This is a genomic window from Martelella sp. FOR1707, assembly GCF_053484265.1.
Genome location: NZ_JBAKFP010000008.1, coordinates 111,236 through 136,425, shown reverse-complemented (window position 1 = coordinate 136,425; position 25,190 = coordinate 111,236). Strand labels below are relative to the sequence as shown.

Genomic DNA, 25,190 nt, shown 5'->3' with positions numbered 1-25,190 from the left:
TCAAGATGCTATCCCGGCCATCATCAGGCCGAGTTTCTGTTCGTCTGCCGTCGGCGTGGTTTCGCCGACGACTTCGCCGACGAACATCACCAGGATGCGGTCGGCAAGGGCGCGGATCTCGTCAAGCTCCACGGATACGAGCAGCACCGCCTTGCCGCTGTCGCGCATGTCGATGATGCGGCGGTGGATGAACTCGATCGCGCCGATATCGACGCCGCGGGTCGGCTGGCCGACAAGCAGGATGTCCGGATCGCGCTCGATCTCGCGGGCGACCACGATCTTCTGCTGGTTGCCGCCGGAAAAGTTGGCGGTCTTCAGCATGGGGTTTGGCGGACGGATATCGTATTTCTCGATCTTCTCGCGCGCGTCCTCGAGGATCGCCTGACGGTCGAGAACGCCGGCGCGGCCGTATTTCTCAAGATGATGATAGCCGAGAATATTGTTCTCGCGCTCCTCGAACGGCAGGATCAGCCCCATATGGTGGCGGTCCTCGGGAATATGGGCAACGCCTGCTTGCCGGATCTTCGCCGGATCGGCGTGAACGACCTTCTTGCCATCGATCCAGATTTCGCCGGAATGCGGCTTGCGAATGCCCGACAGCGCCTCCAGCAGCTCCGACTGGCCGTTGCCTGCGACGCCGGCAATGCCAACGATCTCGCCCTTGCGCACATCGAAGGAGACGTTCTTGACCATCGGCACGCCGCGGCTGTCGTGAACGGTGAGGTTGCGCACCGAAAGCGCGACATCGCCCGGCTTGGCCTCGCCCTTTTCCACGCGCAGCAGCACCCGGCGGCCGACCATCAGTTCGGCAAGCTCCTCCACCGTCGTCTCGGCGGTCTCGCGGGTCGCAACCATCTCGCCGCGGCGCATGACGGAGACCTTGTCGGTGATCGCCATGATCTCACGCAGCTTGTGGGTGATGAAAATGATGGTCTTGCCCTGGTCGCGCAGCATGCCGAGGATGCGGAACAGGTGATCGGCTTCCGACGGCGTCAGCACGCCGGTCGGCTCGTCGAGAATCAGGATTTCGGCGCCGCGAAACATCGCCTTCAGGATTTCGACGCGCTGTTGCAGGCCGACCGGCAATTCCTCGATCACGGCGTCGGGGTCGACCTCCAGGCCGTATTCCTCTTCAAGCCGCTTCAGTTCCTTGCGGGCCGCACTTGCGCCCTTGGCAAGCAGCGCGCCGCCCTCAGCGCCGAGCATGATGTTTTCCAGAACGGTGAAATCCTCCACCAGCATGAAGTGCTGATGGACCATGCCGATGCCGGCATCGATCGCGACATCGGTGTCGGCGATCACCAGCTTCTCGCCGTTAACACGAATCTCGCCATTATCGGCCTGGTAGAAGCCGTAGAGAATCGACATCAGCGTGGACTTGCCCGCCCCGTTTTCGCCGATAATGCCGTGGATCGTGCCCTTCTCAACCGTGAGATTGATGTCCTTGTTGGCATGGACCGGGCCAAAGCTTTTGTCGATGCCGATGAGTTCGATCGCGGGGCTCAAATGCTCTTACTCTCCAACAGGTCTTGCCGCAGCCATTGACAGGCGGGCAGGTTGGCGCCGCCCGCTTGACTAAAAAAGTGGCGGGGCGGAAATCAAAAGGCGGGCGTCTGCAACACGCGCAGACGCCCGCCAGGGTTCACATCAATAGGGGCAGGTGTTGTCGACGGCGTAGTCGTGGACTTCGATCTCGCCGGAGATGATGCCTTCCTTCGCCTTTTCGACGGCGGCCATCATATCTTCGGTGATCAGCGCCTTGTTGTTGTCGTCATAGGCCCAGCCCACGCCGTCCTCGGCAACGCCGAGGCTGTTGACACCGGCTTCGAAATTGCCGTCCTGGCTCGCCTTGAAGGCATCGTAGACGGCGTTGTCGACGCGCTTGACCATCGAGGTCAGAACCGAGCCAGGATGAACGTAGTTCTGGTTGGAATCGACGCCGATCGAATATTTCTCGGCGTCAGCCGCGGCCTGCAGCACGCCAAGGCCGGAGGCGCCGGCTGCCGCGTAGATCACGTCCGCGCCCTGGTCCATCTGGTTCTTGGTGAGCTCGCCGGCCTTGACCGGGTCGTTCCAGGCAGCACCCGTGGTGCCGACGAAATTGCGCAGCACCTTGACGTTTTCATTGGCCGCATGGGCGCCCTGGGCATAACCGCAGCCGAATTTGTGGATCAGCGGAATATCCATGCCGCCGACAAAGCCGACCGTGCCGGTTTCCGATTTCATCGCGCCGAGCAGGCCGACCAGATAGGAGCCCTGCTCTTCCTTGAATACGACGGACTGGACGTTCGGCGCGTCGATCACGTCATCGACGATGTAGAACTCGGTATCGGGAAACTGCGGCGCGATCTTTTCGACAGCCGACTTCCAGGCGAACGACAGCGCCACGACCGGGTTGAAGCCCATCGAGGCGAAGTTCAGAATCGCCTGTTCGCCCTGTGCGTCGCCGGTGGGTTCGAAATCGCGGTATTCAACGCCGGTGTCGGCCTTGAACTTTTCGGCGCCGTTATAGGCGGATTCATTGAAGGATTTGTCGAACTTGCCGCCCGTGCCGTAGACCAGCGCCGGTTTGAAATCGGCGGCCAGCGCGGTGGTCGACATGGCGGCTACAGCCATAAGGCTCAAAATGGTCTTCTTCATATCGCAGCTCTGTTCCCTGTGCGTGAAACCCTGAGATCCCGGCCCCTGTCCGGGAAGGTCGCCGGCGCGCAATGGCCGACCCTGCCATCATCGTTGCACGGCTCAGACAAAATTTCATCACAAAATTTGCCCGAAGGGTAAAAAATGGCGGGTGGTTATCAACAGGACAGGATAAGAGAAAAGGGAGCGCGAACGCTCCCTTCGGCAAACTCGGTTGGCGGTGGCCGTTCGTGTCAGCCGATCGGGCAGGAGACGCCGGTGCCCCTGAGCCCGCAATAGCCGGCAGGGTTCTTGGCCAGATATTGCTGGTGATAATCCTCGGCCGGATAGAATGCGCCAGCCTTCGCGATTTCCGTGGTGATCAGGTCGGCCCGACCGCTTTCCTTCAGCGCGGACTGGAAGCGATCGCGCACGCGTTCGGCAAGCTTCAGATCGTCCTCGTCCTCAAGGTAGATCGCGGAGCGATAGGTGGTGCCGATATCATTGCCCTGGCGCATGCCCTGGGTCGGGTCATGGGCCTCGAAGAAGATCGCGAGCAATTGTTCGAGGCTCACCTGCTGCGGATCATAGACCACGCGCACCACCTCGGTGTGGCCGGTCAGCCCCGTGCAGGTTTCCTCATAGGTCGGATTGGGGGTGATTCCGCCGGAATAGCCGGCAACGGTCACATAGACGCCGGGCGTCTGCCACAACAGCCGTTCCGCGCCCCAGAAACACCCCATGCCGAGCATCACTTCCTTCAGGTGATCGGGGTAGGGCGGAGCGAGCGGACGACCATTGACGAAATGCTCGCGCGCCGTGGGAATCGGCTCGGCGCGGCCGGGCAGCGCGGTCTCGGCCGTCGGCAGCGTGGTCTTTTCCTTTTTCAGGGTCGAGAGAAACATCTGATTCTCCTTTGAACGGGTAGGCCGGCTCCGCTTTTCCTGCGCCGCGGAACGACGGCGATAGATGCATATTAGATAAGCATCGAAACGATCGGACACAAGTTCCGGTTCCGCGGCCGGCCGCCAGAGCCGCGCAATTGCCGACCGGCCGCAATCATTTCAGGAAACTGACAAATTCGGGTTGATCATCGCGCCTTCATCGGTATATATCGCGCCGTTCCCGCCGCTCGGCTTCGCCGAAGCAGGCATCGAACGGACAGGTGGCCGAGTGGTCGAAGGCGCACGCCTGGAACGCGTGTATACGGGCAACCGTATCGAGGGTTCGAATCCCTCTCTGTCCGCCATTACCTCGTCGGTCCATTCTCGTCACATGGTTTACATTATCTCCGGGGCGAATGGGTTTTCTGCCGGTTCGACACCGTCCTCATTGTTGTCGAAGAAGCCCAGATCATAGCCGAGAAATGACACGATCCAAATGCCGTCTTCGACTTCGCGCAGTCCGAAGATTTGGCCGGCGAAGACCTGGCTGAGATTGATTTTTCGTTTCCCGATACAGATTCGCCCGCATCGTGTGACGCGCAAGGTGCGATCATGGAGTGGATAGTGGGGTTGCCAATGCCTATCGCGCCGGACTTGCCGCGCGCGGCGGTGCGATCATCAATATCGCCTCGATGTTTTCCTATTACGGCGCGCCGCATATACCGGCCTATGCGGCGGCCAAGGCCGGCGTGGTGTCGCTGACGAAATCGCTGGCGCTTTCGTTTGCCGAGGAAGGCATCCGGGTCAACGCGATTGCGCCCGGCTGGATCCGCACGCCGATGACAGAGCGCGGCCGGGCCGACCCGGAGATCCGCCAGAAAGTCCTGACCCGATTGCCGAAGGGCGGCGACTGGGCCGATCCGGACGAACTCTGCGGTACAGCCGTGTTTCTGGCATCTTCGGCGTCGCGCATGATCACCGGCGTCACGATCCCGGTCGACGGCGGATATACCGCCGCATAGGGAGGATGAAACGAGGGAGGGCAGTTCAATCGCCGGACATATCCGTATTACCGGCGCCGATGGCTGCATCGGTTCCGCCACTGCGCGCGTGACGAACGCACAGCCCGGATCGCTGCACGTCTTTTCTTGCTGATGGCGGATGCCGGCTGCGCTTCCAACTGGTCGATGCAATCCAGTTGATGGAAGACGGGGCTGGCGGTGAAATCGGGGAAGACGAACTGCCGGAGCGCCTTTGGTCGGCGGCTACGCTTCCCGACAACGAGGCAGCAGCTTCCCGTTCGGCGCTTTGCCGAGCATTTCAGAGCCATTTCAATTGGCTTATACAGCGGCAATTTCCCGTCGGATGATGTCCGCGCCGGCGCTCAGCGCTTCAAGCTTGCCGCGGGCGACGCTGCGCGCGAGCGGCGTCATGCCGCAATTGGTGCAGGGGTAAAGCTTGTTGGCATCGACGAATTGAAGCGCCTTGCGGAGAGTAGCGGCGACCTCTTCCGGCGTTTCGATGGCGTCGGTCGCCACGTCGATCGCGCCGACCATCACCTTCTTGCCGCGGATCAGCTCGATCAGTTCCATCGGCACATGCGAGTTGTGGCATTCCAGCGAGACCAGATCGATATTGGAGGCCTGAAGCTTGGGAAAGGTTTCTTCATATTGCCGCCATTCCGAACCCAGCGTCTTCTTCCAGTCGGTATTGGCCTTGATGCCGTAGCCGTAGCAAATGTGAACCGCCGTCTCGCATTTCAGCCCTTCGATCGCTCTTTCCAGCGTGGCGATGCCCCAGTCATTCACGTCGTCGAAGAACACGTTGAAGGCGGGCTCGTCGAACTGGATGATGTCCACGCCGGCGGCTTCAAGTTCGCGGGCTTCCTGATTGAGGATTTTGGCGAACTCCCAGGCAAGCTTCTCGCGGCTCCGGTAATGGGCGTCATAAAGCGTGTCGATCATCGTCATCGGGCCGGGCAGGGCCCATTTGATTGGGCCGTCGGTCAGGCTGCGCAGGAATTTCGCATCCTCGACGAAGACCGGCTTTTCGCGCGAGACGGCGCCGACGACGGTCGGGACGCTGGCGTCATAGCGGTTCCTGATCCTCACGGTTTCGCGTTTTTCGAAATCGACGCCATCGAGATGCTCGATGAAAGTCGTGACGAAGTGCTGGCGGGTCTGTTCGCCATCGCTGACGATGTCGATGCCGGCGCGCTGTTGCTCGGCCAGCGTCAGCCGCAGGGCATCCTGTTTGCCCTCGGCGAGCTCATCGCCCTCGAGCTTCCAGGGGGACCAGAGCTTTTCCGGCTCTGCGATCCAGACGGGCTTGGGCAGGCTGCCGGCGGTCGAGGTGGGGAGGAGTTTGTTCATGATGGCGACCTTGCGGGTTCTTGAATGGGTCAAAGGGCGTGTCGAGCGGACAATCGGCCCAGAAGGGAAGCGTGGGGCTTGATGAAATGCTCCTCCGCGAACCTGCCTTGCTCGATGGCGAGCCGGGTCCGCTCCTCCCGGTCATAGACGATGCGGGTGAGCGAGTGGTCGCTCTGCTTCAGGTTCGGTTTGTAGCATTGGCCCGCAACCGAGTTCGCGTTGTAGATCTCCGGCCGGTAGATCCGCTGGAACGTCTCCATCGTTGCGATGGTGCCGATCAGTTCCAGATTGGTGTAGTCGTTGAGCAGGTCTCCGAAGAAATAGAAGGCCAGGGGTGCTGCGCATTCAGGCGGCATGAAATAGCGCACCTGCAATCCCATCTTGCGGAAGTACTGTTCGGTCAGCGACGGCTCGTTGGCCTCGTATTCAACGCCGAGCACGGGATGCCGGTTCGCGGTGCGGCGATAGACCTTGTTCTCCGAGACACTGAGGCAGATGACCGGCGGCTTGCGGAAATGCGCCTTGTACGCCTTCGAATTCACGAAGCACTGGAAGAGCTTTCCGTGCAACTCGCCGAAATCGTCTGGCACGCTAAAACCCGCTCGGTTCTTATTATGCGCGGGCAGTCGGATGCTGAAATCATAATCGCGCACATAGGAGGAGAAGTTGTTCCCCACGATGCCTTCGATTCGCGCGCCGGTCCTGCGATCGAGGATCGTCGTCTTCAGCACCTCGATGGCCGGGAAAGTCTGGCCATTGCCGCCAATATCCAGTTCGGCGGAAATGATGTCGAGCTCGACCGCGTAGCGGTCGCTCTCCGGATTGTCCCAATGCGCGAGATCGTTGCAACGATTATCGATCATGCGCAACGCGTTTCGCAGGTTCTCCTGCCGGCGCTCACCGCGCGCCAGATTCGCGAAATTGGTGGTCGTCCGCGTGGCATCGGACGGCTTGTAATTTTCGTCGAAACGAATGGTCTTGATCGTGAAGGTGAGGTCATTGGTCATGGTAGTATCCTGGCTTCCGAGAAAGCGCGCGCGGGCATTGTTTGCGTTTTCGAGGCCTTTTTGAGCCTGCCCTGTCGGCAGTCTTCATGAGACGACGGCTCAGGCAATGCATGTTGTATGCCCGAGTTTTTCCATGATAAAAAATGATTATTTTTCAGAAAAACATGACACGTCGTCATGTTGAGGCAATCCGGTTTGGAGCCGCCGTGCAACGATAGCCGCTCGCCGACTGGGCGCGACAAACGACCGGGCGTCGCCGGCCCTCCAGCGAAGGCTCAGATCTGAACGGTCTCGGCCAGTGCCATGAAGCCATCCAGATAGTCGGGGCGCTCGCCCTTGCGGTGGCCGAGATGGATGGATTTGGCGATCCCTTCGCCAATCCGCACGCCCTTCACCCCCTTCGCCCCGCGCAACAGCCAGTCGGGCGTTGCGCTGACGGCGCGGCCGGATGCCACCAGCCGCAGCATAAGATCGGTCGTCTCCACCGTGCGGTGGCGGCGCGGCAGGGCATGGGCGGGCACGAGAAAACGGGTAAAAATATCGAGCCGTTCGCGCGAGACCGGATAGGTGATCAGGGTTTCGCCCGCCAGATCCTCCGGCTCGATCCGTTGTTTTTGCGCAAGGGGATGATTCTCGGCCACCGCCAGAACCAGTTCGTAATCGAAGACGGGCCTGTATTCGAGGCCCGCGCGTTCGATCGGGTCGGGGGTGACGAGAATATCGATCTCGTGGCTCAGAAGGGCTGCGAGACCGCCGAACTGAAAGGCGGTGGTCACATCCAGCTCGACATCCGGCCATTCCGCCAGAAACGGATCCACCACCCGCATCAGCCAGTCCTGGCAGGGGTGGCACTCCATGCCCACCCGGATCGCGCCGCGCCGCCCGCGCGCATAATCCTCGATCACAGAGGCGCCGTGTTCCAGTTGCGGTAGCACCCGCTGCGCAAGGCCCAGAAGATAGTCTCCGGCGAGCGTCAGCCGCAGCTTGTGCCCCTCGCGCTCCCACAGCTTGACGCCGTAGCGGTCCTCGAAACGGCGGATCGCGTGGCTGACGGCCGATTGCGTCAGGTTCAACTGCTCGGCCGCCTGGGTCAGACTGCCTGTCCGGTCTATTTCGCGAAGGATGGCGAGGGGCTGGATGTCGATCATGGAGCATGATCTCCTGTCATGAACATGGGTATTCTATCGAAGTCACGTCATGATAGACAATTGGTTTCATCCGTCCAAGAGCCCATAGCAGCCCTGCTCAGCCGATGCGTTGAAGGAAGATGATATTGTCCTTCACCAGCGCGGTCTGGCCATCCGGCCCATTTGCCACGCGCTCGATCTGGCAGACGCAGTTTCTCTGCCAGTCATGGGCGGCAAGAGCCATCGCGCGAAACGTCTCCTCGGCAGTGGGCGGCAGCGTCTCATTCGATGACCATGACCACGGCGCGTATGAGCCATGTTCGACGATCAGCAGATGCCCGCCCGGCCTGACGACGCTGGCGGCGCGCGCCAGAACCCGGGTGCGCGGCCAATCGTGCGGGGAATGCAAAAAGCTTGCCGTCACCAGATCATAGTCGCCCTCGGGGAAGGAAACGGCGAGATCATGCGCCTCGAAGCGGATGCGCTCGGCGACGCCGGCGCGCCGCGCATTCTCCGCGGCATATTCCAGCGCGACGGAGGATATGTCGACGGCCGTCACCTGAAAGCCCCGCCCGGCGAGCCAGACGGCATCGTCCCCTTTGGCGCAGCCAAGCTCCAGCGCCGCGCCGGGCGACAGCGGACCGGCAAACTGGGCCAGCGCCATTCCCGGCTTTCCGGATGAGGTCGGCGAGGCCCTGGAATAGAGATCGTTCCAGAATTCGTCCTGTGCGGCCAGCGCCATCACGATGCCCTCTTATTGTGCTGTTTCAGATCGGGATCGAAGATCAGCGAGCGATGGGCAGCGCCTCCGGCCATCACGCCCGCCGCGGCTGCCAGCGTCGCGTTCGGCATCGGGCTTGCCAGATCGCCGGCGGCAAAGACGCCGGCAACCGTGGTCGCCTGCGTCTGGTCGACGGCGACATAGGGCCCGGTCGGCCCGTCCCGCATTTCGCAGCCCAGTTGCGCCGCAATGTCGCTGGATGGCGCGGTCTGCGGCGCCAGAAAAAGCCCCGCAAGCGGAACCGTCCGCCCGTCTTCAAGTCGCACCGCTTCAAGCGCCGGACCGGGCCCGATGAGTTCCTTGACCGGCGTCTCCTCGATCTGAACGCCGCAGCTCTTCAGCGATTGCACCTGCTCGTCTGTCGGATGGAAAGCCGTTCCGGTAAACAATGTCGTCTGCCCCCAGTCAGGCAGCAGCATGGCCTGATGGAAGGCCATCTCATCGCGCGCCAGCACGCCGACGGGCTGCCGGTCGAGCTCATAGCCATGGCAATAGGGGCAATGCAGCACGCTTGCGCCCCAGCGTTCGGCAAGGCCGGGGATATCCGGCAGGCTGTCGCGCACGCCATGGGCAAGGACGATCCGCCGCGCGGTGATATCTCCGCCGTCGGCCAGAGACACGCGGAAGCCATTGCCCTCACGCCGGGCTGAAAGTGCCGCCTCGTCGCGAAAGCGCACGGTCGGATAGGCGCTCAGCTCTTCGCGCAAGCGCGCCTTGATCGCGGCCGGGCTTTGCCCGTCCTGTCCCGGAAACCCGTGCGATGCTTCAGCGAAGCGGTTTCTGGGCATGCCGGTATCCAGCACCAGCACCGCCTTTCGCGCCCGCGCCAGCTGCATGGCGGCGGAGACGCCGGCAAAACTGCCGCCGATTATCAGAACATCATGATCCATAGCCTGCTCCTGTGTTCGGCCTTTATGTATTTTTATGAGTTACATGAAAGCCTGGGTCGTGGCAAGACATGAAACTTTCATTGTTGCGTGATGGATGCTAGACAGGGACCAGCGAAAAGCCAGGAGCCCATTTCATGCCGCGCGATCTCCGCCTCTCCCGCATGCTGCACGTGCTGATCCATCTCGACCGGCACGTCGAGCGCGCGACCTCGGATCAGATCGCCGGGATGATTTCGACCAACCCTGTCGTGGTGCGGCGGATGATGGCAGGCCTCAGGGACAAGGAAATTCTGATCTCGGAAAAGGGCCATGGCGGCGGCTGGCGGCTGGCGCGGCCGTTGAGCGCGATATCGCTGCTGGACGTCTACGAGGCGATCGGCAGCCCGCCTTTGTTCAACATCGGCCCCGGCGCCGAACCCGCCGACTGTCTGGTGGAAAAGGCCGTCGACGCCCGGCTTGACCTGGCGATGCAGGAAGCCGAACGCCGGCTGTTACAGCAGTTTTCCGAAATCTCGGTGGAAGACCTGGCGCAGGATTTCGAGCACCGGTTCGCCGCGCTTCAGGCCGATGCGGGCGATCGGGAAGCGGCCTTTTCGCATATCAAGGGCTGACATGTTTGCATCGGGGCGGCCTCCATGAAAGATGACCGAACCCGATTTGCATTCAAGGCACTCCCCCCATAGGTATTCCATATAAAATGATGAGATCTGGAGATGGACTCCATTGAGATTGCGCTCGGTTCTGGCAACCGCTCTGATACTGTCACTCTTTGCGGGCCTTTTGTTCTGGCGTTTGGCCGACCATGACCTCGACCGACGCTTCAGCGAGCGTTTTGACTTCATGTCCTCGGGGAAGTCCGTCTCGGGAACGCTTTGGCTTCCCGACCAGCCACCCCGGGTGGCTGTCGTCTTCGTCCATGGAGATGGGGCGCAGGATCGCACCTCAGAAGGAGGATACGCTCCGCTGATCAACACCATGCTGGACCGGGGTATAGCCGTGGCGTCCTGGGACAAGCCAGGCGTTGGCAATTCCGAGGGAAACTGGCTGCACCAAACCATGGAAGAGCGTGCCGAGGAAACGCGCGCGGCCCTTCAGGCCCTGGCCCGGCGCCTGAAGGGCGTCGCGATCGGGGCAGTGGGGTTTTCGCAGGCCGGATGGGTTCTGCCGGAGCTCTCGCGTGACGATGCGGATTTTCTCGTGCTGGTCGGGGCAGCGGTATCCTGGCATGATCAGGGAGAGTATTTCACGCGCGTCCGGCTCGCTCGTCAGGGTCTTCATCTGCAGGCGATCAATCTGAAGATTGCGGATCAGCATCGTGAAGATGAACGCATATTCGGGCCGGAAGCAAAGGCGACTGATGCACCTGCCGGAATGCCCGTGGATCGCTGGCAGTTCATTCAGGCCAACCGGGATGTCGATGCGCGTCGTGCGCTTTCGCAACTCGATCTGCCCCTGCTTGCAATCTGGGGCTCCGACGACCTGAATGTCGATGCCGAACGCAACGCAGCGATTTATCGCGACCTTTTATCCGGACGGGATGACCGAACCCGGATCGTCATCTGGCCGGAGGCCACGCACGGGCTCCTGAAGTCCTCCGCCTACAACTGGCAATTGACCGAAGAGTGGTCATGGACTGCGGTTGCGCGGTTTCTCGTCGAGGGGCGGTATGCCTATGCACCCGGCGCACTCGATACGTTAACCGGATGGATCCTGGCCAGAGGCGACGTGCGCTGACTGTCAGGAGAAATTCGCGATACGGAGCGCCATATCGCTGGTTGCACGCGCAAGACAGGGATTGTTCCGTTTCAACGCCTTTGAGACAGATCTGGTTTAACGGATAAGGGAAGAACTTGGCCTTGGTCGGCTGAACCTACGTCTCGTCATATCAACCCGCCGCCCCCTTTTAAGGGCCGGGCGCTTTTGAAAGCCTGCGTCGTTGAAAATCCTCGCCGTAGCTATGGCTACCACTGCGGTTTTCGCCTAGCCGGCTTTCAAAATCGCTCCGGTCAGATGGGTCCTAATCATTGACTCTTGGTATTACGTCGCCTGTCGGGCTCTTTCGCGCCATTTCAATTCCCGGCGGCGCGTTAACCTCGGTCAATGCGACGTCGCGGGAAATCAGTCAGGTCCATTTCAAAAGGACCCTTCAGAGCGCAAGCCGGGGGCGATATTTTCAGTCGGAGGACCGCAATGATCGACCAAACCAAGCCGCCGAACGATACGGCGCCAGAGCTTTCATCCAGATTTCCGACGGCCTACACCATTCTTTTTGCTCTGATCATCCTGGTCGCCGCGCTGACCTGGATCATTCCGGCCGGCCAGTATGACCGGGTCATGAATGAGGAGGTCGGGCGCGAAATCGCCGTCGCCGGCACCTTCCATGAGGTCGATCCGAACCCGCAGGGCTTCGTCGACGTGATGCTGGCGCCGATTGCCGGGTTCTACAATCCCGACAGCTATGCGGCCAACGCCATCGACGTGGCGCTTTTCGTCCTGTTTCTCGGCGGCTTCCTCGGCGTGGTGAATGCCACGGGCGCGATAGACAAGGGGATCAAGGCGGCGATGTTCGACATGAAGGGGCACCAGATATGGATCATTCCGATCATGATGGGTCTTTTCGCGCTGGGCGGCACCACCTATGGCATGGCCGAGGAGACGCTGGCCTTTTACGCGATCCTGATCCCGGTCATGATCGCCGCCGGCTACGACGCCGTGACGGGCGTCGCGATCATCCTGATCGGCGCGGGCATCGGCGTGCTCGGATCGACGATCAACCCCTTCGCCACCGTGATTGCCTCCAATGCGGCAAGCATTCCCTTCACCGACGGGCTGATCCTGCGGCTGGTGCTCCTCTTGGGCGGTCTGGTGATCTGCGCGGCCTATGTCATGCGCTATGCCCACCGGGTCAGGACCGATCCGTCACGCTCGGTCGTCGCGAAACAGGCCGAGGCCCATAAAAAGATCTTTCTTCAGGACAAATTCGGGGAAGAGACCGAGGCGAAGCTGAGCGGCACTCAGAAGGTTGTTCTGTTGATTTTTGCCGCCACCTTCGTGGTCATGATCTGGGGTGTTTCCAGCCAGGGCTGGTGGATGGCGCGGATGAGCGCGCTATTCCTTGGTTCGGCCATCGTCATCGGACTGGTCTCGCGCCAGGGCGAAAAGCAGTTGACCGGCAATTTCGTCGACGGCGCGCGCGATCTTCTGGGCGTGGCGCTTGTGGTCGGCCTGGCGCGCGGCATCGTCGTCATCATGGAAAACGGGCTGATCGCCGACACGATCCTGCACGGCGCCGAACAGACGCTCGGTGGGCTCGGCGAGCTGGCCTTCATCAATGTGATGTTCTGGATCGAACTCGGCATGAGCTTCTTCGTTCCCTCGTCATCGGGTCTGGCGGTTCTGTCGATGCCCATCCTGGCACCGCTTTCCGACTTCGCCGGCGTCGGCCGCGATCTTGTGGTCACGGCCTATCAGTCCGCCAACGGGCTGGCGAACCTGATCAATCCGACCTTCGCGGTGGTCATCGGCGGGCTCGCCATCGGGCGGGTGTCCTATGACCGCTGGATCGTCTTCATCTGGCCGCTGATGCTGATCCTGCTGATCTTCATCTCGGTCGTGCTGAGTATCGGCGCATTACTGTGAAAGAGAGGTCCGTTATGACCAACCATGAACTCGGGGTCCATTCCGAAAGCGGCAAGTTGCGGCAGGTCATCATCTGCCGGCCGGGCCTCGCGCACCGGCGGCTCACGCCCGACAATTGCGAGCAACTGCTTTTCGACGACGTGTTCTGGGTCAAGCAGGCGCAGAAGGACCACGACGCCTTTGGCGAGGCGATGCGCAATGAAGGCGTCGAGGTGCTGGAAACCGGCGCGATGCTGGCCGAGGTTCTGGACAATCCCGAGGCCCGCAAATGGGTTCTCGATCACCGTATTTCCGCCCAGCATGTCGGCATCGGCATGCAGAAGGAATTACGGGGCTGGATGGACACGCTGCCTGGTGCCACACTGGCCGAATATCTGATCGGCGGGCTGACGGTCGCCGACCTGCCGTTTGCCGCCGATGGCATGTTCGGCAGCTATCTCGGCTATCACGGCTTCATCCTGCCGCCCCTGCCGAATTTCATGTTCACCCGCGACAATTCGGCCTGGATCTATGGCGGCGTCACGCTGAACCCGATGTACTGGCAGGCCCGCCGTCCGGAAACCCTGCTGACCGCTGCGATTTACCGGTTCCACCCGAAATTCGCCGGCAAGACCGAGGTGATCTGGGGCGATCCGCTGGCCGATCACGGGCTCGCCACGCTTGAAGGCGGCGACCAGATGCCGGTCGGCAACGGCCTTGTTCTGGTCGGCATGGGCGAGCGCACCTCGCCGCAGGCCGTGGGGCTTTTGGCCGAGGCACTGTTCAGCCAGGGCCGCGCCGAGCGGGTGATCGCCTGCCAGATGCCGAAGGAACGCTCCGCGATGCATCTCGACACGGTCTTCACCTTCTGCGGCGGCGATGTCGTGACCAGCTTCAAGGAGGTCGCGGAAGAAATGACCTGCTACGACCTGCATCCCGGCGAGGGTGGCAAGCCGATCGACATGCGTCACGATAAACGCCCGCTGTTCGAGGTCGTGGCCGATGCGATGGGCTTCAAGCAGCTGAAGGTCATTCCCACCGGCGGTAGCGATCCGTTCGAGCAGTCGCGGGAGCAGTGGAACGACGGCAACAACGTGCTGGCGCTGCGTCCCGGCGTGGTCATGGGCTATGACCGCAACGACGACACCAATGCGGCGCTGCGCGCCGAAGGCATCGAGGTGATCGAGCTGCCGGGCGCGGAACTCGGGCGCGGGCGCGGCGGCAGCCGCTGCATGTCCTGCCCGACGATACGCGATCCGGCCTGAGGAGATAATAGTATGGCTTTCAATCTGAAGAACCGGAATTTCCTGACGCTGCGCGATTTCACGCCGCAGGAAATCGCCTTCCTTCTCAAGCTCGCGGTCGACCTGAAGTCGGCCAAATATGCGGGCACCGAGGTGCCGACGCTCAAGGGCAAGGAAATCGCGCTCATCTTCGAGAAGGACAGCACCCGCACCCGCGTCGGCTTCGAGGTGGCGGCCCACGATCAGGGCGCGACCGTCACCTATCTGGGCCCGTCCGGCAACCACATGGGCCACAAGGAAACCGTCAAGGACACCGCAAGGGTGCTCGGCCGGGTCTATGATGCGATCGAGTATCGCGGCTTCGGGCAGGCGGTGGTGCAGACGCTTGCCGAATGGTCTGGCGTGCCGGTCTATAACGGGCTGACGGACGAGTTCCACCCCACCCAGATTCTCGCTGATTTCCTGACCATGCAGGAACACAGCGACAAGCCCCTGCGCGAAATCGCCTACTGCTTCTTGGGCGATGCCGGCAACAATATGGGCGACAGCCTGCTGATTGGCGGGGCAAAGATGGGCATGGACGTGCGGCTTTGCGCGCCGGAAAGCCTGTGGCCGACGGCGGATATCCGCAACGAGGCCGAAGAGATCGCGGCCGAAACCGGCGCGCGGATCATGCTGACGGAGAATGTGGATGAGGCGGTTCGCGGCGCGGATTTCCTTTATACCGATGTCTGGGTGTCCATGGGCGAGGGCAAGGAGAAATGGGCCGAGCGCATCGATCTTCTCAAGCCCTATCAGGTCACGAAAGAGGTCATGGAAAAGACCGGCAATCCGCGCGCGAAATTCATGCATTGCCTGCCGGCCTTCCACAACACCGAGACCAGCGTTGGCAAGGAGATTCTCGAACAGTTCGGCCTCGACGCGATGGAAGTCACGGAAGAGGTGTTCGAAAGCCCCGCCTCGATCGTTTTCGATCAGGCGGAAAACCGGATGCACACCATCAAGGCGGTTCTAGTCGCCACGCTGGGAGGCTGATCATGCTTGTCGTGGCGGCACTGGGCGGCAATGCGCTCCTGAAACGGGGCGAGCCGCTGACTGCGGAAAATCAGCGCGCCAATGTCCGCGATGCCGCGCATGCGCTGGCCGGCATCGTCAAGGCGGGGCACCGGCTCGTCGTCACCCACGGCAACGGCCCGCAGGTGGGGCTTCTGGCGCTGCAGGGCGCGGCCTACAAACCGGACGAGGCCTATCCGCTGGATGTGCTCGGGGCCGAGACCGGCGGCATGATCGGCTACATGATCGAGCAGGAGCTGGAAAACGCGCTCGATCATGCAAAGCCGGTCGCCACGCTTTTGACACAGGTCGTCGTCGACGCACGTGACCCGGCCTTCGGCAAGCCGACCAAATTCATCGGGCCGGTCTATGAGCGCGAAGAGGCCGAGGCGCGCGCCAAGGCCGCCGGCTGGACCATTGCGCAGGATGGCGACAAGTGGCGGCGGGTCGTGCCATCGCCAGCGCCGCAGGAGATCCCGGATATCCGCGTGCTGCGGCTTCTGCTGGATCAGGGCGTGATCGTAATCTGCACCGGCGGCGGCGGCATTCCCGTGCTGCGCCTGCCCGATGGCAGCATGACCGGCATCGAGGCGGTGATCGACAAGGACGCCGCCAGCGCCCTTCTGGCGCAACAACTCGTGGCCGATGCCCTGCTGCTGCTGACGGATGTGGATGCGGTCTATCGCGGCTTCGGCACCCCGGACGAGGCGGCGATTGCCGAACTTGCGCCCGAGGAGGCCCGTGCGCTCGATTTGCCGGCCGGGTCGATGGGGCCGAAGATCAGGGCCGCGGCGGAATTCGCCCGTCATGGCGGACTGGCCGGGATCGGCCGGCTCGACCAGGCCACCGCCATTCTGGAGAAACGCGCCGGCACCCGCATTGTCAGAGATGGAAGATAGGGAAAGGAAAGACCATGCCTCGCTTGAAGGACAAGATCGCGCTCATTACCGGCGGCGCTGCCGGGATCGGGCTTGAGACCGCCCGGCTCTTCCTGAAGGAGGGCGCGCGCGTGGCGCTGGTCGATCTGCGCGAAGAGGATCTGAAGAAGGCGGCCGAAAGTCTCGGCTCGGCCGACGTTCTGACGGTGGCGGCCGATGTGTCCTCGCCGGAGGACACCGCGCGCTACGTTCGCGAAACCGTGGAGCGGTTCGGCCAGATCGACATCTTCTTCAACAATGCCGGGATCGAGGGCAAGGTCGCCCCGCTGACCGAGCAGAAGATCGAGGATTTCGATCGGGTCATCGCCGTCAATGTGCGCGGCCCCTTCCTGGGCCTGCAACATGTTCTGCCGGTGATGATGAAACAGAAATCCGGCAGCATCATCAACATGTCGTCGATTGCCGGGCTGAAGGGCAGCCCCAATGTCGCCCCCTACATCACCTCGAAACACGCCGTGGTCGGCCTGACGCGCGCGGCCGCTGTCGAGGCGGCGGTGGCCAATGTGCGGGTCAATTCCGTCCATCCCTCGCCGGTCAACACGCGCATGATGCGCTCGCTCGAAGACGGGTTCAGCCCCGGCCACGGCGATGAGGTCAAGAATCAGCTTGCCTCCACCATCCCGCTCGGCCGGTATGGCGAAAGCGCGGATATTGCCAATCTCGTGCTGTTCCTCGCATCCGACGAATCCGCCTTCATCACCGGCGCGCAATATCCGGTGGATGGCGGCATGGCCGCCACGTGACAGGAGATGCCGCCCATGCAGGAACCAGCGCCGGACACTGTCGATGAGGGAGTAACCCGCGGGACCGTCGTGGCGATCCGGGGCGGGATCGTCGATGTGGCGTTCGCGGACCGGGTTCCCGCCATCAACAGCCTTTTGATGGCCGGCGATATTCCGATGGAGGTTGCCTCCATGGTCGGCGAGCGCACCGTGCGCTGCATTGCGCTCGGCGTCGTTGGCGGTCTGGCGCTCGGCGCCGAGGTTGCCGACACGGGCGGCGGCATCGCCGTTCCGGTGGGCGAGGCGGTGCTGGGGCGGATGCTCGACATGTTCGGCAGGCCGCTCGACGGGCGGCCCGCGCCGGAGGCCGAGGACCGCCGTTCCATTCACGCCGCGCCGCCGCATCTGGCAGACCGCGTGCTGCGCGCGGAGGTGCTCGAGACCGGCATCAAGGCGATCGACCTGCTTTCCCCCATCGAGCGCGGCGGCAAGACCGGACTGTTCGGCGGTGCGGGGGTCGGCAAGACGGTTCTCCTGAGCGAGCTCATCCACAACACGGTCGAGCATCACCACGGCGTCAGCCTGTTCTGCGGCATCGGCGAACGCTCGCGCGAGGCGGAGGAGCTGTGGCGCGAGATGGGCGAGGCCGGCGTCCGCGACAAGATGGTGATGCTGTTCGGCCAGATGAACGAGGCTCCGGGCGTGCGCTACCTCGTCGGAAAATCGGCGCTGACGATGGCCGAATATTTCCGCGACACGCGCGGTCAGGACGTGCTGGTGCTGATCGACAATATCTTCCGCTTCGTGCAGGCGGGCTCGGAACTTTCCGGGCTTTTGGGCCGGATGCCGAGCCGCGTGGGCTATCAGCCGACGCTGGCGACCGAACTGGCTGAGCTGGAGGAACGCATCTCCTCCACCCGCAAGGGTGCGATCACCTCGATCCAGGCGGTCTATGTCCCGGCCGACGATTTCACCGATCCGGCCGCCGCCCACATCTTCTCGCATCTTTCCGCCTCGGTGGTGCTGTCGCGCAAGCGCGCGAGCGAGGGGCTTTATCCGGCGGTCGATCCGCTGGCCTCGACCTCGGTCATGCTGACGCCGAACGTGGTGGGGCAGCGCCATTACGATGTCGCCCGCGCGGTGCGCCGGACGCTCGCGGAATATGAGGACCTGCGCGACATCATCGCCATGCTCGGCATCGAGGAACTGTCGGCCCATGACCGCGCCGTCGTCGCCCGCGCCCGGCGGCTGGAGCGCTTCCTCACCCAGCCCTTCTTCACCGTCGGCGCTTCGGCCGGCACGACGGGCAGGCTCGTTTCCATCGCCGAGACGCTGGAGGGCTGCGAGGCGATCCTCTCGCAAACTAGTTTCGACCGCCCGGAAAGCGATTATTACATGATCGGCAGCCTGAAAGAGCTCGGGGAGGCGGCGGCATGAGTACGGCTGCGCAAATGCAGGTTCATCTGCGCCTGCCCTCCGCCGTGCTGTTCGAGGGCGCTGCCACGCGCCTCAGGGCGGAGGCGGAGGATGGCGGCTTTGGCATTCTGCCCAACCATGTGGATTTCGTCACGGCCCTGGTGCCATCGGTTCTCCTGCTGAGCGAGCCGGACGGGCGGGAACGGTTCTTCGGCATCGACGAAGGGCTTCTGGTCAAGAAGGGGCATTCCCTCGACGTCGCGGTGCGCCGCGGGATCGAGAGCGACGATCTGGAGAGCCTGCGCGCGCGCGTGGTCCGCAGCTTCGCCGAAATCGAGGACGAGGAGCGCGTGGCGCGCACCGCCCTGTCGCGGCTCGAGGCCGAGATGGTGCGCCGCTTCGCAAGCCTGAGGAAGATGCAGCCATGAACGACGAGGACGACCGCGCTGCCAGCGAGATCGGCCGCCGTGCCGGCCGAATGAAGAACGCGCGCGACAAACCCGGCCCGAGCCCGCTCAGGGGCTTTGGCACCTTCGGCATGATCGGCTGGTCGGTTGCCGTGCCGACGGTGGGCGGCGCGCTGCTGGGCCTCTGGCTGGATCGTGTCGCGCCGCAAGGGTTTTCGTGGACGCTGGCACTGCTGCTCGGCGGTGTTGTCATTGGCGTGTTCATTGCCTGGGGCTGGGTCTTGAAGGAAGGAAATGACGATGATCGCACTTGACTGGACACTGGTTGCGCCGGGCTTTCTGGCCGGCGCCGTGGCGGCAGCCCTGTTTCTCGGCGGCCTTGCGCTCGGCATCCGGTTTGCGTTGCGCCGGCAGAGCCCGGCACTGGTGCTGTTTCTCAGTGCCGCGCTGCGCATGGCGGCACTGCTCGGGCTTGGCTGGTGGGTCGCGGGGCTGGGTCTCCAGGCGATCGCGGCCTTCGCTTTCGGCTTTCTCCTCACGCGGACGATCATCGTGGCCGTCGTGCGATCGGGCCAGGCTCGCGAGGCTCAGAGATGCAACTGACGCCCGATGACACGATCGTCTTCACCATTCTCGGCATTGGCATCAACGCCACGATCGTCAATACGTGGATCATCATGGCGCTGCTTGTCGGGGTGTCGGCCCTGGTCACGCGCCGGCTGCGCCCGGATGTTCCGCCGAGCCGCTGGCGCACCGCGCTCGAAGTCATCGTCAGCTTGATTGTCGGCCAGATCGCCGAGGTGACGCAGCGGCGCGATCCGCGCATCCTCTATTTCGTCGGCACGCTGTTCCTGTTCATCGTGACCGCGAACCTTCTCATGGTCGTGCCCGGCTTCGACACGCCGACCGCATCGCTTTCGACCACGGTGGCGCTGGCGCTCTCCGTGCTGGTGGCAGTGCCGGTCTTCGGTATCGGCAGCCGAGGGTTGGGCGGCTACCTGAAGACCTACGCCGAGCCGTCGATCATCATGCTGCCGTTCAACATCGTCAGCGAGGCATCGCGCGGTGTTTCGCTCGCCATCCGTCTTTACGGCAACATCATGAGCGGCGCCGTCATCGCCGCGATCCTCTTGTCCATCGCGCCGTTCTTCTTTCCGGTGGTCATGGACATACTGGGCCTGCTGACGGGCGTCATCCAGGCCTACATCTTCGCCGTTCTGGCGACCGTCTACATTTCCTCGGCCACCGCCGTTTCCGATGCCGCCGACGACAAAAAGGACAAGCCCCATGACTGACCTTTCCATCATCGCCTTCATCTCGATCCTGACAGCCGGGCTGACGGTATCGTTCGGCGCGCTCGGTCCGGCCCTTGGCGAAGGACGCGCCGCCGCGACCGCGCTCAGCGCCATCGCGCAGCAGCCCGATGCCGCCTCGACCCTGTCGCGCACGCTGTTCGTCAGCCTCGCGATGATCGAATCGACCGCCATCTATTGTTTCGTCGTTGCCATGATCCTGCTGTTCGCCAACCCGTTCTGGAACGCGGCGCTGGAGGCGGCGGCGCAAGGGGCCGGGAGCTGACGCCATGTCGATCGACTGGATCACGGTCGGCGCGCAGATCGGCAATTTTCTGGTTCTCGTCTGGCTGCTGAAGCGGTTCCTGTACCGGCCCATTCTCGATGGCATCGACGCGCGCGAGCGGGAAATCTCCACGCGCATGGGCGAAGCCGCAAGGGTCGAGGCGGCGGCTGAGAAGCAGAAGGCCAAATACGAAGCGCGGATCGACGCGCTTCAGGCCAGTCGCGCCGAAACGCTGGAAGCCGCCCGGCAGGAGGCCGAGAAGGAGCGCCGCGAAATGCTGGCCGAGGCCCGCCGGAAAATCGACCACGAACAGGCGGAACGGGCCGCGCAACGCGCCGAGGATGCGCGCGCCTACCGGGCCGAACTGCAGAAAACCGGCGCCGAGGCGCTGTTGTCGCTGACCCGCAAGGCGCTGACGGACCTGGCCGACGAGACGCTGGAGAGCCGCATCGTGGCCCGCGCGGTTGCGCGGCTGCCCGAGGTGGCCGACAGGCTGCATGGGAAGCCTCAATACGCGGTGGCCGTGACCCGCAATCCCCTGCCCGAGGATGTACGCGCCGGCCTGCGCGATGCGCTGAAGACGCTTGCGCCGGGCGCGCAGCTCAGTTTCGAGACCGATCAGACGCGGTCGCCGGGCCTCAGTCTGAAACTGGGCAGTGCGCAGATTGACTGGACGATCGACCACTATCTCGAAGACCTCGAGGCGATGCTGGATCAGGCCGTGGACGACCTGCCGGCCGGGAGCGCGCGCGATGAGGGATGACGGCGCTGCCGAAACCGGCGCGAGCGCGTTGCTGCGCAAAATCCTCGATGCGCCCGCGCCGCCACCGCGCGTCAGCGAGATGGGGCGTCTGGAGGAAGTCGCCGACGGCGTCGCCATCGTCACCGGTCTTGGCTCGGCGCTGGCCGATGAAGTGCTGGAATTCGCCTCCGGCGTGAAGGGTATCGTGTTTGATCTGGAGCCGGGTCGGCTGGGCGTCGTTCTGCTTGGCCCCACGGAACGGCTGACGCCGGGAGAGACGGCGCGGCGCACCCGCGAGGTGGTAAACGTGCCGGTCGGGACGCCGCTCCTGGGGCGCGTCGTTGACGCGATCGGCCGCCCGCGGGACGGCCAGGGGCCGATCGAGACGAACTACCGCCGCCCCATTGAATGGCCGGCGACAGGGATTCTAGAACGGCGGCCGGTGTCGCGGCCGCTTGCCACCGGGCTGAAGGCGGTGGACGCGGCGGTGCCTGTCGGCATGGGCCAGCGGGAACTGATCATCGGCGACCGGCAGACCGGGAAGACCTCGATCGCGGTGGATGCGATCCTCAATCAGCGCACGACCGGAGTACGCTGCATCTATTGCGCGATCGGCCAGCGCGGTGATGCCGTCGCCAAGGTCATCGGCGCGATCCGCGAGGGCGGCATGATGGAGCGTACCGTCATCATGGCGGCGGGCGACGAGGATGTACCGGGCCTGGTCTATGTCGCGCCCTATGCCGCAATGGCGATGGCCGAAGCGTTTGCGGCCCGTGGGCAGGACGTGCTTCTGGTGCTGGACGACCTGACGCATCACGCCCGGGCTTATCGCGAGCTGTCGCTTCTTCTGCGCCGCCCGCCGGGACGCGAGGCCTTTCCGGGCGATATCTTCTTCATTCACGCCCGGCTTCTGGAGCGCGCCGGCCAGTTCGGCGAGGGTCGCGGGTCGATCACTGCCCTACCAGTGGTCGAGACGCAGGCCGAAAACCTCTCCGCTTATATTCCGACCAACCTGATCTCGATCACTGATGGGCAGATTTATCTTTCGCCGCACCTTGTCCGGCGTAACCAGTTCCCGGCGGTCGATCTCGGCGTGTCGGTCAGTCGCGTCGGCGGCAAGGCGCAGGCCCGGGCGTTTCGCGCGGTCGCGGGCAACCTGCGCGTCACGCTGTCCCAATTCGAGGAGCTTGAGGAGTTCGCCCGCTTCGGCACGCGGCTGGACGAGGATACGCGCGCGCGGCTGGCGCGCGGGGCGGCGGTGCGCGCGGCGCTGCGCCAGCCCGAGCGCGATCCGATGCCGGCGGCTGAGCAGCTTGCCATCCTCATCGCCGCGATGGAGGGCCTTCTCGACGGAATGGATGAGGTGCGGGCCATGCAGGCGATGGCCGCAATCCGCCGCGCCGTGCGCGAGGACGACGCCGGACTTGCGGCAAGCCTCACAGCCGACGAAGCCCTGACGGACGAGATTCGCGCGGGCGTCACGGCCAGGGCGCGCCAAGCCGTCGAAGCGATGGGAAAAGGCGATGACGCAGACGCTTGAGCTACTCACCCGCCGCGCCGAAACCATGGACAGCATTCGCGGCATCGTGCGCACGATGAAGACGATGTCGGCGATCAACGCCGCGCCTTACGAGCAGGCCGCGCATGCCATCGAGGCCTATCGCGCCACGGTTCTGGACGGCCTGCACGCGTTCATCACCGTCGAGGGACCCTTGCCCGAGGTTTCCGGCAACGCCGCGGAGCGGGTCACGATCGCCTTCGGCTCCGACCACGGGCTTTGCGGCAATTACAATGAATTACTGGCCGAAGAGGTTCAGCGCGGGCCGGGCGATGAGGCCCCGACGCGGGTGATCTGTATCGGCGCGCAGTTGGAGGACGCGCTGGCGGGCCAAGGCATCGCCGCCGACACCGCGCTTCTGCCGCCGGCCAATGTCGACGGGCTGGGCCGGCTTGCCGGAAGACTGATCACCCTCATCGACGATATTCAGGGCGCCAGGGGCGGTGCTGGCATGACCGTGTCGCTGGTGTTCATGCAGCGGGCCGAACATGGCCGGCAGGCGCCGGTGACGCGCAGGCTCCTGCCGCTCGACCCGGCCATGACGGCGGAGCTGGCGGCACGCCCCTGGGCATCGCGCAGCCTGCCGACCTTTTCTCTACCGCCCGGACGTCTTCTTGCAGCCCTTGTCCGCAGCTTCCTTTTCACCGAGCTCTTTCTCGCCGCAGCCGAGGCGCTGGTGACCGAGAACGCCGCGCGGCTGGCGCGCATGCAGCAGGCCGAACGCGCGATTGATGACCGCCGCGAGGAACTGGCCGGCGAGATGCGACAGTTGCGGCAGAGTGAGATCACCACCGAACTGCTCGATGTCATCATCGGTTTCGAGGCGTTGAAGACGCATCGAAAGAAACGGCATGACGATAAGGATAATTGATCGGCAAGGGCAGGGCCCTCCAGGCTAAAATCCCGGCCAAAAGATCCGTTTCGGCCGTGGTTGCGTTAACAGTAGGCAAGGCCCGCAATGCAAGGCCGGCAATCAGTGGCGGAGGCGCTTTCGGAGCCTCTTGGTCGAGTGTCCGATGTGGAGATTGGAGATGTTTGTCAAATCCATCATGCGTTGCCCCGTGACCACCGTCGGACCCGCGGCATCTGTCCACGCCGTGGCGGCGTTGATGAAGGAGTGCGATATCGGCGCCGTCGTGGTCTGCGAGGCGGAGCAGGTCGTCGGCATCGTCACCGACCGGGATATCGTGACGCGCTATCTTCCCAACGCCGTGTCCGATGGGCCGATCGCCGCGATCATGACACGCGACGTTGCCACCTGTCGCCCCGAACAGACGGTCCGCGAAGCGGCGCACCGCATGGGCGATCTTCAAATTCGCCGGTTGGTCGTCGTTGACGAGGCGGGCGCCGTCACCGGCATCATGTCGCTTGGCGATATCGCCAATGACGCCGATGAAGAGCTTGCGGGGCAAACGCTCGGCGAGGTGGTCGAGACGCGTTGAACCCCGTTTTGTCGTGTCCGGAAGACCGGCATGCGCCTTTGCTCAGGTTCCCTGTTGCGGGCGGCGCAGCAGGATTTCCTCGCGGAACCGCGCGAGGTCGATCCCCGCAAGTTCGCTCAGCGTTTCCAGATCGTTGAGGACAATCTCATGATCATCCAGATGGGTGATCAGCCCGCTGCGTGCAAACCGCCGCATGGTGCGGCACACATGCACGTTGCTGAGGCCGGCTAACTCTCCAAGCTTGTGCTGGTTCATTGGCAGGTCGAAGCGCCCGTTCCGGGTCAGGCCAATATGCTCCAGCCGGACATAAAGCTCCAGCAGCGTATAGGCGAGGCGGCACGCAGCACTGCTGCGGCCCATGCGCAACAACAGTTCGGACATGCGCGCTTGCGCCGTCACCAGCATCGCCGTGAGGAGCTCGCGCAGTTCGGCGTGTTCCGGCGCCGGGCCGTTGACGTGTTCCAGCGGTATCGTGACGTAGGTGATATCGGTCAGCGCCTCAACGGTGAAGGCGGCGACGGGGGCGACCGCAGCGCCGATCAACGAAAAATCGCCGGGCAGCATCACGTCGATGATCTGCACGCCGCCTTCGGGCAATGTCTTGGAAAGGGCCGCCCAGCCGGTCAGCAGCAACATCGAATGGGCGGCGTAGTCGGATTCCTGCACGACGGTGCGCCCCTTGACCGCCCGCCTTACGGCCTGTTTCGGGCGCAGCGCGGCATAGGCATCGACCGCCGAGCAGGGGGTGGCATGCGACGTCTGCAAGGTTACGCTGATCTGCATGGCGAATTC

At 63.4% G+C, this 25,190-nt stretch carries 28 protein-coding genes and 1 tRNA gene; 19 read left to right on the top strand and 10 right to left on the bottom strand.

Annotated elements, in window-relative coordinates; genetic code table 11:
• The 3 genes from V6765_RS20575 to msrA form a co-directional block, all read right to left on the bottom strand.
• On the bottom strand, positions 1-1,506 hold the full coding sequence (locus tag V6765_RS20575) for an ABC transporter ATP-binding protein (protein WP_448432275.1): 1,506 nt from the start codon (positions 1,504-1,506) through the stop codon (positions 1-3).
• Between the two features lie 141 nt (positions 1,507-1,647).
• Positions 1,648-2,640, bottom strand: a complete 993-nt coding sequence (locus V6765_RS20570; protein WP_448432273.1) for a BMP family lipoprotein — start codon at positions 2,638-2,640, stop codon at positions 1,648-1,650.
• A gap of 233 nt (positions 2,641-2,873) precedes the next feature.
• On the bottom strand, positions 2,874-3,524 hold the full coding sequence (gene msrA, locus V6765_RS20565; RefSeq protein WP_448432271.1) for a peptide-methionine (S)-S-oxide reductase MsrA: 651 nt from the start codon (positions 3,522-3,524) through the stop codon (positions 2,874-2,876).
• Between the two features lie 254 nt (positions 3,525-3,778).
• Between msrA and V6765_RS20560 the strand changes: the two genes are divergently transcribed.
• Positions 3,779-3,868 (top strand) — tRNA-Ser (locus V6765_RS20560).
• 31 nt (positions 3,869-3,899) lie between these two features.
• On the opposite strand, the gene V6765_RS20555 is transcribed toward V6765_RS20560, so the two are convergent.
• On the bottom strand, positions 3,900-4,106 hold the full coding sequence (locus V6765_RS20555) for a hypothetical protein (protein ID WP_448432269.1): 207 nt from the start codon (positions 4,104-4,106) through the stop codon (positions 3,900-3,902).
• Between the two features lie 14 nt (positions 4,107-4,120).
• On the opposite strand from V6765_RS20555, the gene V6765_RS20550 reads away from it, so the two are divergent.
• The gene (locus tag V6765_RS20550) at positions 4,121-4,525 is read left to right on the top strand and encodes an SDR family oxidoreductase (protein WP_448432267.1); all 405 of its coding nucleotides are present in this window, start codon (positions 4,121-4,123) and stop codon (positions 4,523-4,525) included.
• 318 nt (positions 4,526-4,843) lie between these two features.
• Here V6765_RS20550 and V6765_RS20545 read toward each other — a convergent pair whose 3' ends face one another.
• From V6765_RS20545 to V6765_RS20525, 5 genes are all read right to left on the bottom strand, one after another.
• Complete coding sequence (locus tag V6765_RS20545; protein WP_448432265.1) at positions 4,844-5,875, bottom strand: methionine synthase; 1,032 nt, start codon at positions 5,873-5,875, stop codon at positions 4,844-4,846.
• 29 nt (positions 5,876-5,904) lie between these two features.
• Positions 5,905-6,882: a DUF1852 domain-containing protein gene (locus V6765_RS20540; RefSeq protein WP_448432263.1), complete on the bottom strand. Its 978-nt coding sequence runs from the start codon at positions 6,880-6,882 to the stop codon at positions 5,905-5,907.
• A 275-nt stretch (positions 6,883-7,157) separates the two neighbouring features.
• Positions 7,158-8,030, bottom strand: coding sequence for a LysR family transcriptional regulator (locus tag V6765_RS20535; RefSeq protein WP_448432261.1), 873 nt, complete (start codon positions 8,028-8,030; stop codon positions 7,158-7,160).
• Between the two features lie 97 nt (positions 8,031-8,127).
• On the bottom strand, positions 8,128-8,751 hold the full coding sequence (locus V6765_RS20530) for a class I SAM-dependent methyltransferase (protein WP_448432259.1): 624 nt from the start codon (positions 8,749-8,751) through the stop codon (positions 8,128-8,130).
• On the bottom strand, positions 8,751-9,680 hold the full coding sequence (locus V6765_RS20525; protein ID WP_448432257.1) for an NAD(P)/FAD-dependent oxidoreductase: 930 nt from the start codon (positions 9,678-9,680) through the stop codon (positions 8,751-8,753). The genes V6765_RS20530 and V6765_RS20525 overlap by 1 nt, the downstream gene beginning before the upstream one ends.
• 134 nt (positions 9,681-9,814) lie before the next feature.
• On the opposite strand from V6765_RS20525, the gene V6765_RS20520 reads away from it, so the two are divergent.
• The 17 genes from V6765_RS20520 (at position 9,815) to V6765_RS20440 (ending at position 24,398) form a co-directional block, all read left to right on the top strand.
• Positions 9,815-10,291: an RrF2 family transcriptional regulator gene (locus V6765_RS20520; RefSeq protein WP_448432255.1), complete on the top strand. Its 477-nt coding sequence runs from the start codon at positions 9,815-9,817 to the stop codon at positions 10,289-10,291.
• A gap of 112 nt (positions 10,292-10,403) precedes the next feature.
• Positions 10,404-11,414 (top strand): alpha/beta hydrolase, encoded by a 1,011-nt coding sequence (locus V6765_RS20515; protein WP_448432253.1) that lies wholly within the window; start codon positions 10,404-10,406, stop codon positions 11,412-11,414.
• Between the two features lie 456 nt (positions 11,415-11,870).
• Entirely contained in the window at positions 11,871-13,319 is a 1,449-nt protein-coding gene (locus V6765_RS20510; RefSeq protein ID WP_448432251.1) for a YfcC family protein, read from the top strand.
• Between the two features lie 14 nt (positions 13,320-13,333).
• Entirely contained in the window at positions 13,334-14,563 is a 1,230-nt protein-coding gene (locus tag V6765_RS20505; RefSeq protein WP_448432249.1) for an arginine deiminase, read from the top strand.
• A gap of 12 nt (positions 14,564-14,575) precedes the next feature.
• A complete protein-coding gene (gene argF, locus V6765_RS20500) occupies positions 14,576-15,577 on the top strand; it encodes an ornithine carbamoyltransferase (RefSeq protein WP_448432247.1) in 1,002 nt (333 codons plus the stop codon).
• 2 nt (positions 15,578-15,579) lie between these two features.
• Entirely contained in the window at positions 15,580-16,494 is a 915-nt protein-coding gene (gene arcC, locus V6765_RS20495) for a carbamate kinase (RefSeq protein ID WP_448432245.1), read from the top strand.
• Positions 16,495-16,508: 14 nt separating this feature from the next.
• The gene (locus V6765_RS20490; protein ID WP_448432242.1) at positions 16,509-17,276 is read left to right on the top strand and encodes an SDR family NAD(P)-dependent oxidoreductase; all 768 of its coding nucleotides are present in this window, start codon (positions 16,509-16,511) and stop codon (positions 17,274-17,276) included.
• 15 nt (positions 17,277-17,291) lie between these two features.
• Positions 17,292-18,692, top strand: coding sequence for a F0F1 ATP synthase subunit beta (atpD, locus tag V6765_RS20485; RefSeq protein ID WP_448432240.1), 1,401 nt, complete (start codon positions 17,292-17,294; stop codon positions 18,690-18,692).
• Positions 18,689-19,099: an ATPase gene (locus V6765_RS20480; protein ID WP_448432238.1), complete on the top strand. Its 411-nt coding sequence runs from the start codon at positions 18,689-18,691 to the stop codon at positions 19,097-19,099. Before atpD ends, V6765_RS20480 begins: the two co-directional genes overlap by 4 nt.
• Positions 19,096-19,392 (top strand): AtpZ/AtpI family protein, encoded by a 297-nt coding sequence (locus V6765_RS20475; protein WP_448432236.1) that lies wholly within the window; start codon positions 19,096-19,098, stop codon positions 19,390-19,392. Before V6765_RS20480 ends, V6765_RS20475 begins: the two co-directional genes overlap by 4 nt.
• A complete protein-coding gene (locus tag V6765_RS20470) occupies positions 19,379-19,681 on the top strand; it encodes an N-ATPase subunit AtpR (RefSeq protein WP_448432234.1) in 303 nt (100 codons plus the stop codon). Before V6765_RS20475 ends, V6765_RS20470 begins: the two co-directional genes overlap by 14 nt.
• The gene (locus V6765_RS20465) at positions 19,672-20,373 is read left to right on the top strand and encodes a F0F1 ATP synthase subunit A (RefSeq protein WP_448432232.1); all 702 of its coding nucleotides are present in this window, start codon (positions 19,672-19,674) and stop codon (positions 20,371-20,373) included. Before V6765_RS20470 ends, V6765_RS20465 begins: the two co-directional genes overlap by 10 nt.
• Positions 20,366-20,656: a F0F1 ATP synthase subunit C gene (locus V6765_RS20460; RefSeq protein WP_448432230.1), complete on the top strand. Its 291-nt coding sequence runs from the start codon at positions 20,366-20,368 to the stop codon at positions 20,654-20,656. Before V6765_RS20465 ends, V6765_RS20460 begins: the two co-directional genes overlap by 8 nt.
• Before the next feature lie 4 nt (positions 20,657-20,660).
• Positions 20,661-21,419: a F0F1 ATP synthase subunit B family protein gene (locus V6765_RS20455; RefSeq protein ID WP_448432228.1), complete on the top strand. Its 759-nt coding sequence runs from the start codon at positions 20,661-20,663 to the stop codon at positions 21,417-21,419.
• Positions 21,409-22,938, top strand: a complete 1,530-nt coding sequence (locus V6765_RS20450; RefSeq protein ID WP_448432226.1) for a F0F1 ATP synthase subunit alpha — start codon at positions 21,409-21,411, stop codon at positions 22,936-22,938. Before V6765_RS20455 ends, V6765_RS20450 begins: the two co-directional genes overlap by 11 nt.
• Positions 22,922-23,827 (top strand): F0F1 ATP synthase subunit gamma, encoded by a 906-nt coding sequence (locus V6765_RS20445; protein WP_448432224.1) that lies wholly within the window; start codon positions 22,922-22,924, stop codon positions 23,825-23,827. Before V6765_RS20450 ends, V6765_RS20445 begins: the two co-directional genes overlap by 17 nt.
• 160 nt (positions 23,828-23,987) lie before the next feature.
• Complete coding sequence (locus V6765_RS20440) at positions 23,988-24,398, top strand: CBS domain-containing protein (protein WP_448432222.1); 411 nt, start codon at positions 23,988-23,990, stop codon at positions 24,396-24,398.
• Between the two features lie 42 nt (positions 24,399-24,440).
• Here V6765_RS20440 and V6765_RS20435 read toward each other — a convergent pair whose 3' ends face one another.
• Positions 24,441-25,181 (bottom strand): Crp/Fnr family transcriptional regulator, encoded by a 741-nt coding sequence (locus V6765_RS20435; RefSeq protein ID WP_448432220.1) that lies wholly within the window; start codon positions 25,179-25,181, stop codon positions 24,441-24,443.
• Positions 25,182-25,190: the final 9 nt, after the last annotated feature.

What these genes read in the sequence shown, in the direction of transcription:
- V6765_RS20540 (WP_448432263.1), bottom strand. Translation starts at nt 6,882, where the DNA reads ATGACCAATGACCTCACCTTCACGATCAAGACCATTCGTTTCGACGAA.
- V6765_RS20475 (WP_448432236.1), top strand. Translation starts at nt 19,096, where the DNA reads ATGAACGACGAGGACGACCGCGCTGCCAGCGAGATCGGCCGCCGTGCC.
- V6765_RS20440 (WP_448432222.1), top strand. Translation starts at nt 23,988, where the DNA reads ATGTTTGTCAAATCCATCATGCGTTGCCCCGTGACCACCGTCGGACCC.
- V6765_RS20435 (WP_448432220.1), bottom strand. Translation starts at nt 25,181, where the DNA reads ATGCAGATCAGCGTAACCTTGCAGACGTCGCATGCCACCCCCTGCTCG.
- arcC (WP_448432245.1), top strand. Translation starts at nt 15,580, where the DNA reads ATGCTTGTCGTGGCGGCACTGGGCGGCAATGCGCTCCTGAAACGGGGC.
- V6765_RS20445 (WP_448432224.1), top strand. Translation starts at nt 22,922, where the DNA reads ATGACGCAGACGCTTGAGCTACTCACCCGCCGCGCCGAAACCATGGAC.
- V6765_RS20520 (WP_448432255.1), top strand. Translation starts at nt 9,815, where the DNA reads ATGCCGCGCGATCTCCGCCTCTCCCGCATGCTGCACGTGCTGATCCAT.
- V6765_RS20470 (WP_448432234.1), top strand. Translation starts at nt 19,379, where the DNA reads ATGATCGCACTTGACTGGACACTGGTTGCGCCGGGCTTTCTGGCCGGC.
- V6765_RS20545 (WP_448432265.1), bottom strand. Translation starts at nt 5,875, where the DNA reads ATGAACAAACTCCTCCCCACCTCGACCGCCGGCAGCCTGCCCAAGCCC.
- V6765_RS20450 (WP_448432226.1), top strand. Translation starts at nt 21,409, where the DNA reads ATGAGGGATGACGGCGCTGCCGAAACCGGCGCGAGCGCGTTGCTGCGC.
- V6765_RS20510 (WP_448432251.1), top strand. Translation starts at nt 11,871, where the DNA reads ATGATCGACCAAACCAAGCCGCCGAACGATACGGCGCCAGAGCTTTCA.
- V6765_RS20525 (WP_448432257.1), bottom strand. Translation starts at nt 9,680, where the DNA reads ATGGATCATGATGTTCTGATAATCGGCGGCAGTTTTGCCGGCGTCTCC.
- V6765_RS20460 (WP_448432230.1), top strand. Translation starts at nt 20,366, where the DNA reads ATGACTGACCTTTCCATCATCGCCTTCATCTCGATCCTGACAGCCGGG.
- V6765_RS20535 (WP_448432261.1), bottom strand. Translation starts at nt 8,030, where the DNA reads ATGATCGACATCCAGCCCCTCGCCATCCTTCGCGAAATAGACCGGACA.
- atpD (WP_448432240.1), top strand. Translation starts at nt 17,292, where the DNA reads ATGCAGGAACCAGCGCCGGACACTGTCGATGAGGGAGTAACCCGCGGG.
- V6765_RS20465 (WP_448432232.1), top strand. Translation starts at nt 19,672, where the DNA reads ATGCAACTGACGCCCGATGACACGATCGTCTTCACCATTCTCGGCATT.
- V6765_RS20570 (WP_448432273.1), bottom strand. Translation starts at nt 2,640, where the DNA reads ATGAAGAAGACCATTTTGAGCCTTATGGCTGTAGCCGCCATGTCGACC.
- V6765_RS20530 (WP_448432259.1), bottom strand. Translation starts at nt 8,751, where the DNA reads ATGGCGCTGGCCGCACAGGACGAATTCTGGAACGATCTCTATTCCAGG.
- V6765_RS20455 (WP_448432228.1), top strand. Translation starts at nt 20,661, where the DNA reads ATGTCGATCGACTGGATCACGGTCGGCGCGCAGATCGGCAATTTTCTG.
- msrA (WP_448432271.1), bottom strand. Translation starts at nt 3,524, where the DNA reads ATGTTTCTCTCGACCCTGAAAAAGGAAAAGACCACGCTGCCGACGGCC.
- V6765_RS20480 (WP_448432238.1), top strand. Translation starts at nt 18,689, where the DNA reads ATGAGTACGGCTGCGCAAATGCAGGTTCATCTGCGCCTGCCCTCCGCC.
- argF (WP_448432247.1), top strand. Translation starts at nt 14,576, where the DNA reads ATGGCTTTCAATCTGAAGAACCGGAATTTCCTGACGCTGCGCGATTTC.
- V6765_RS20490 (WP_448432242.1), top strand. Translation starts at nt 16,509, where the DNA reads ATGCCTCGCTTGAAGGACAAGATCGCGCTCATTACCGGCGGCGCTGCC.
- V6765_RS20505 (WP_448432249.1), top strand. Translation starts at nt 13,334, where the DNA reads ATGACCAACCATGAACTCGGGGTCCATTCCGAAAGCGGCAAGTTGCGG.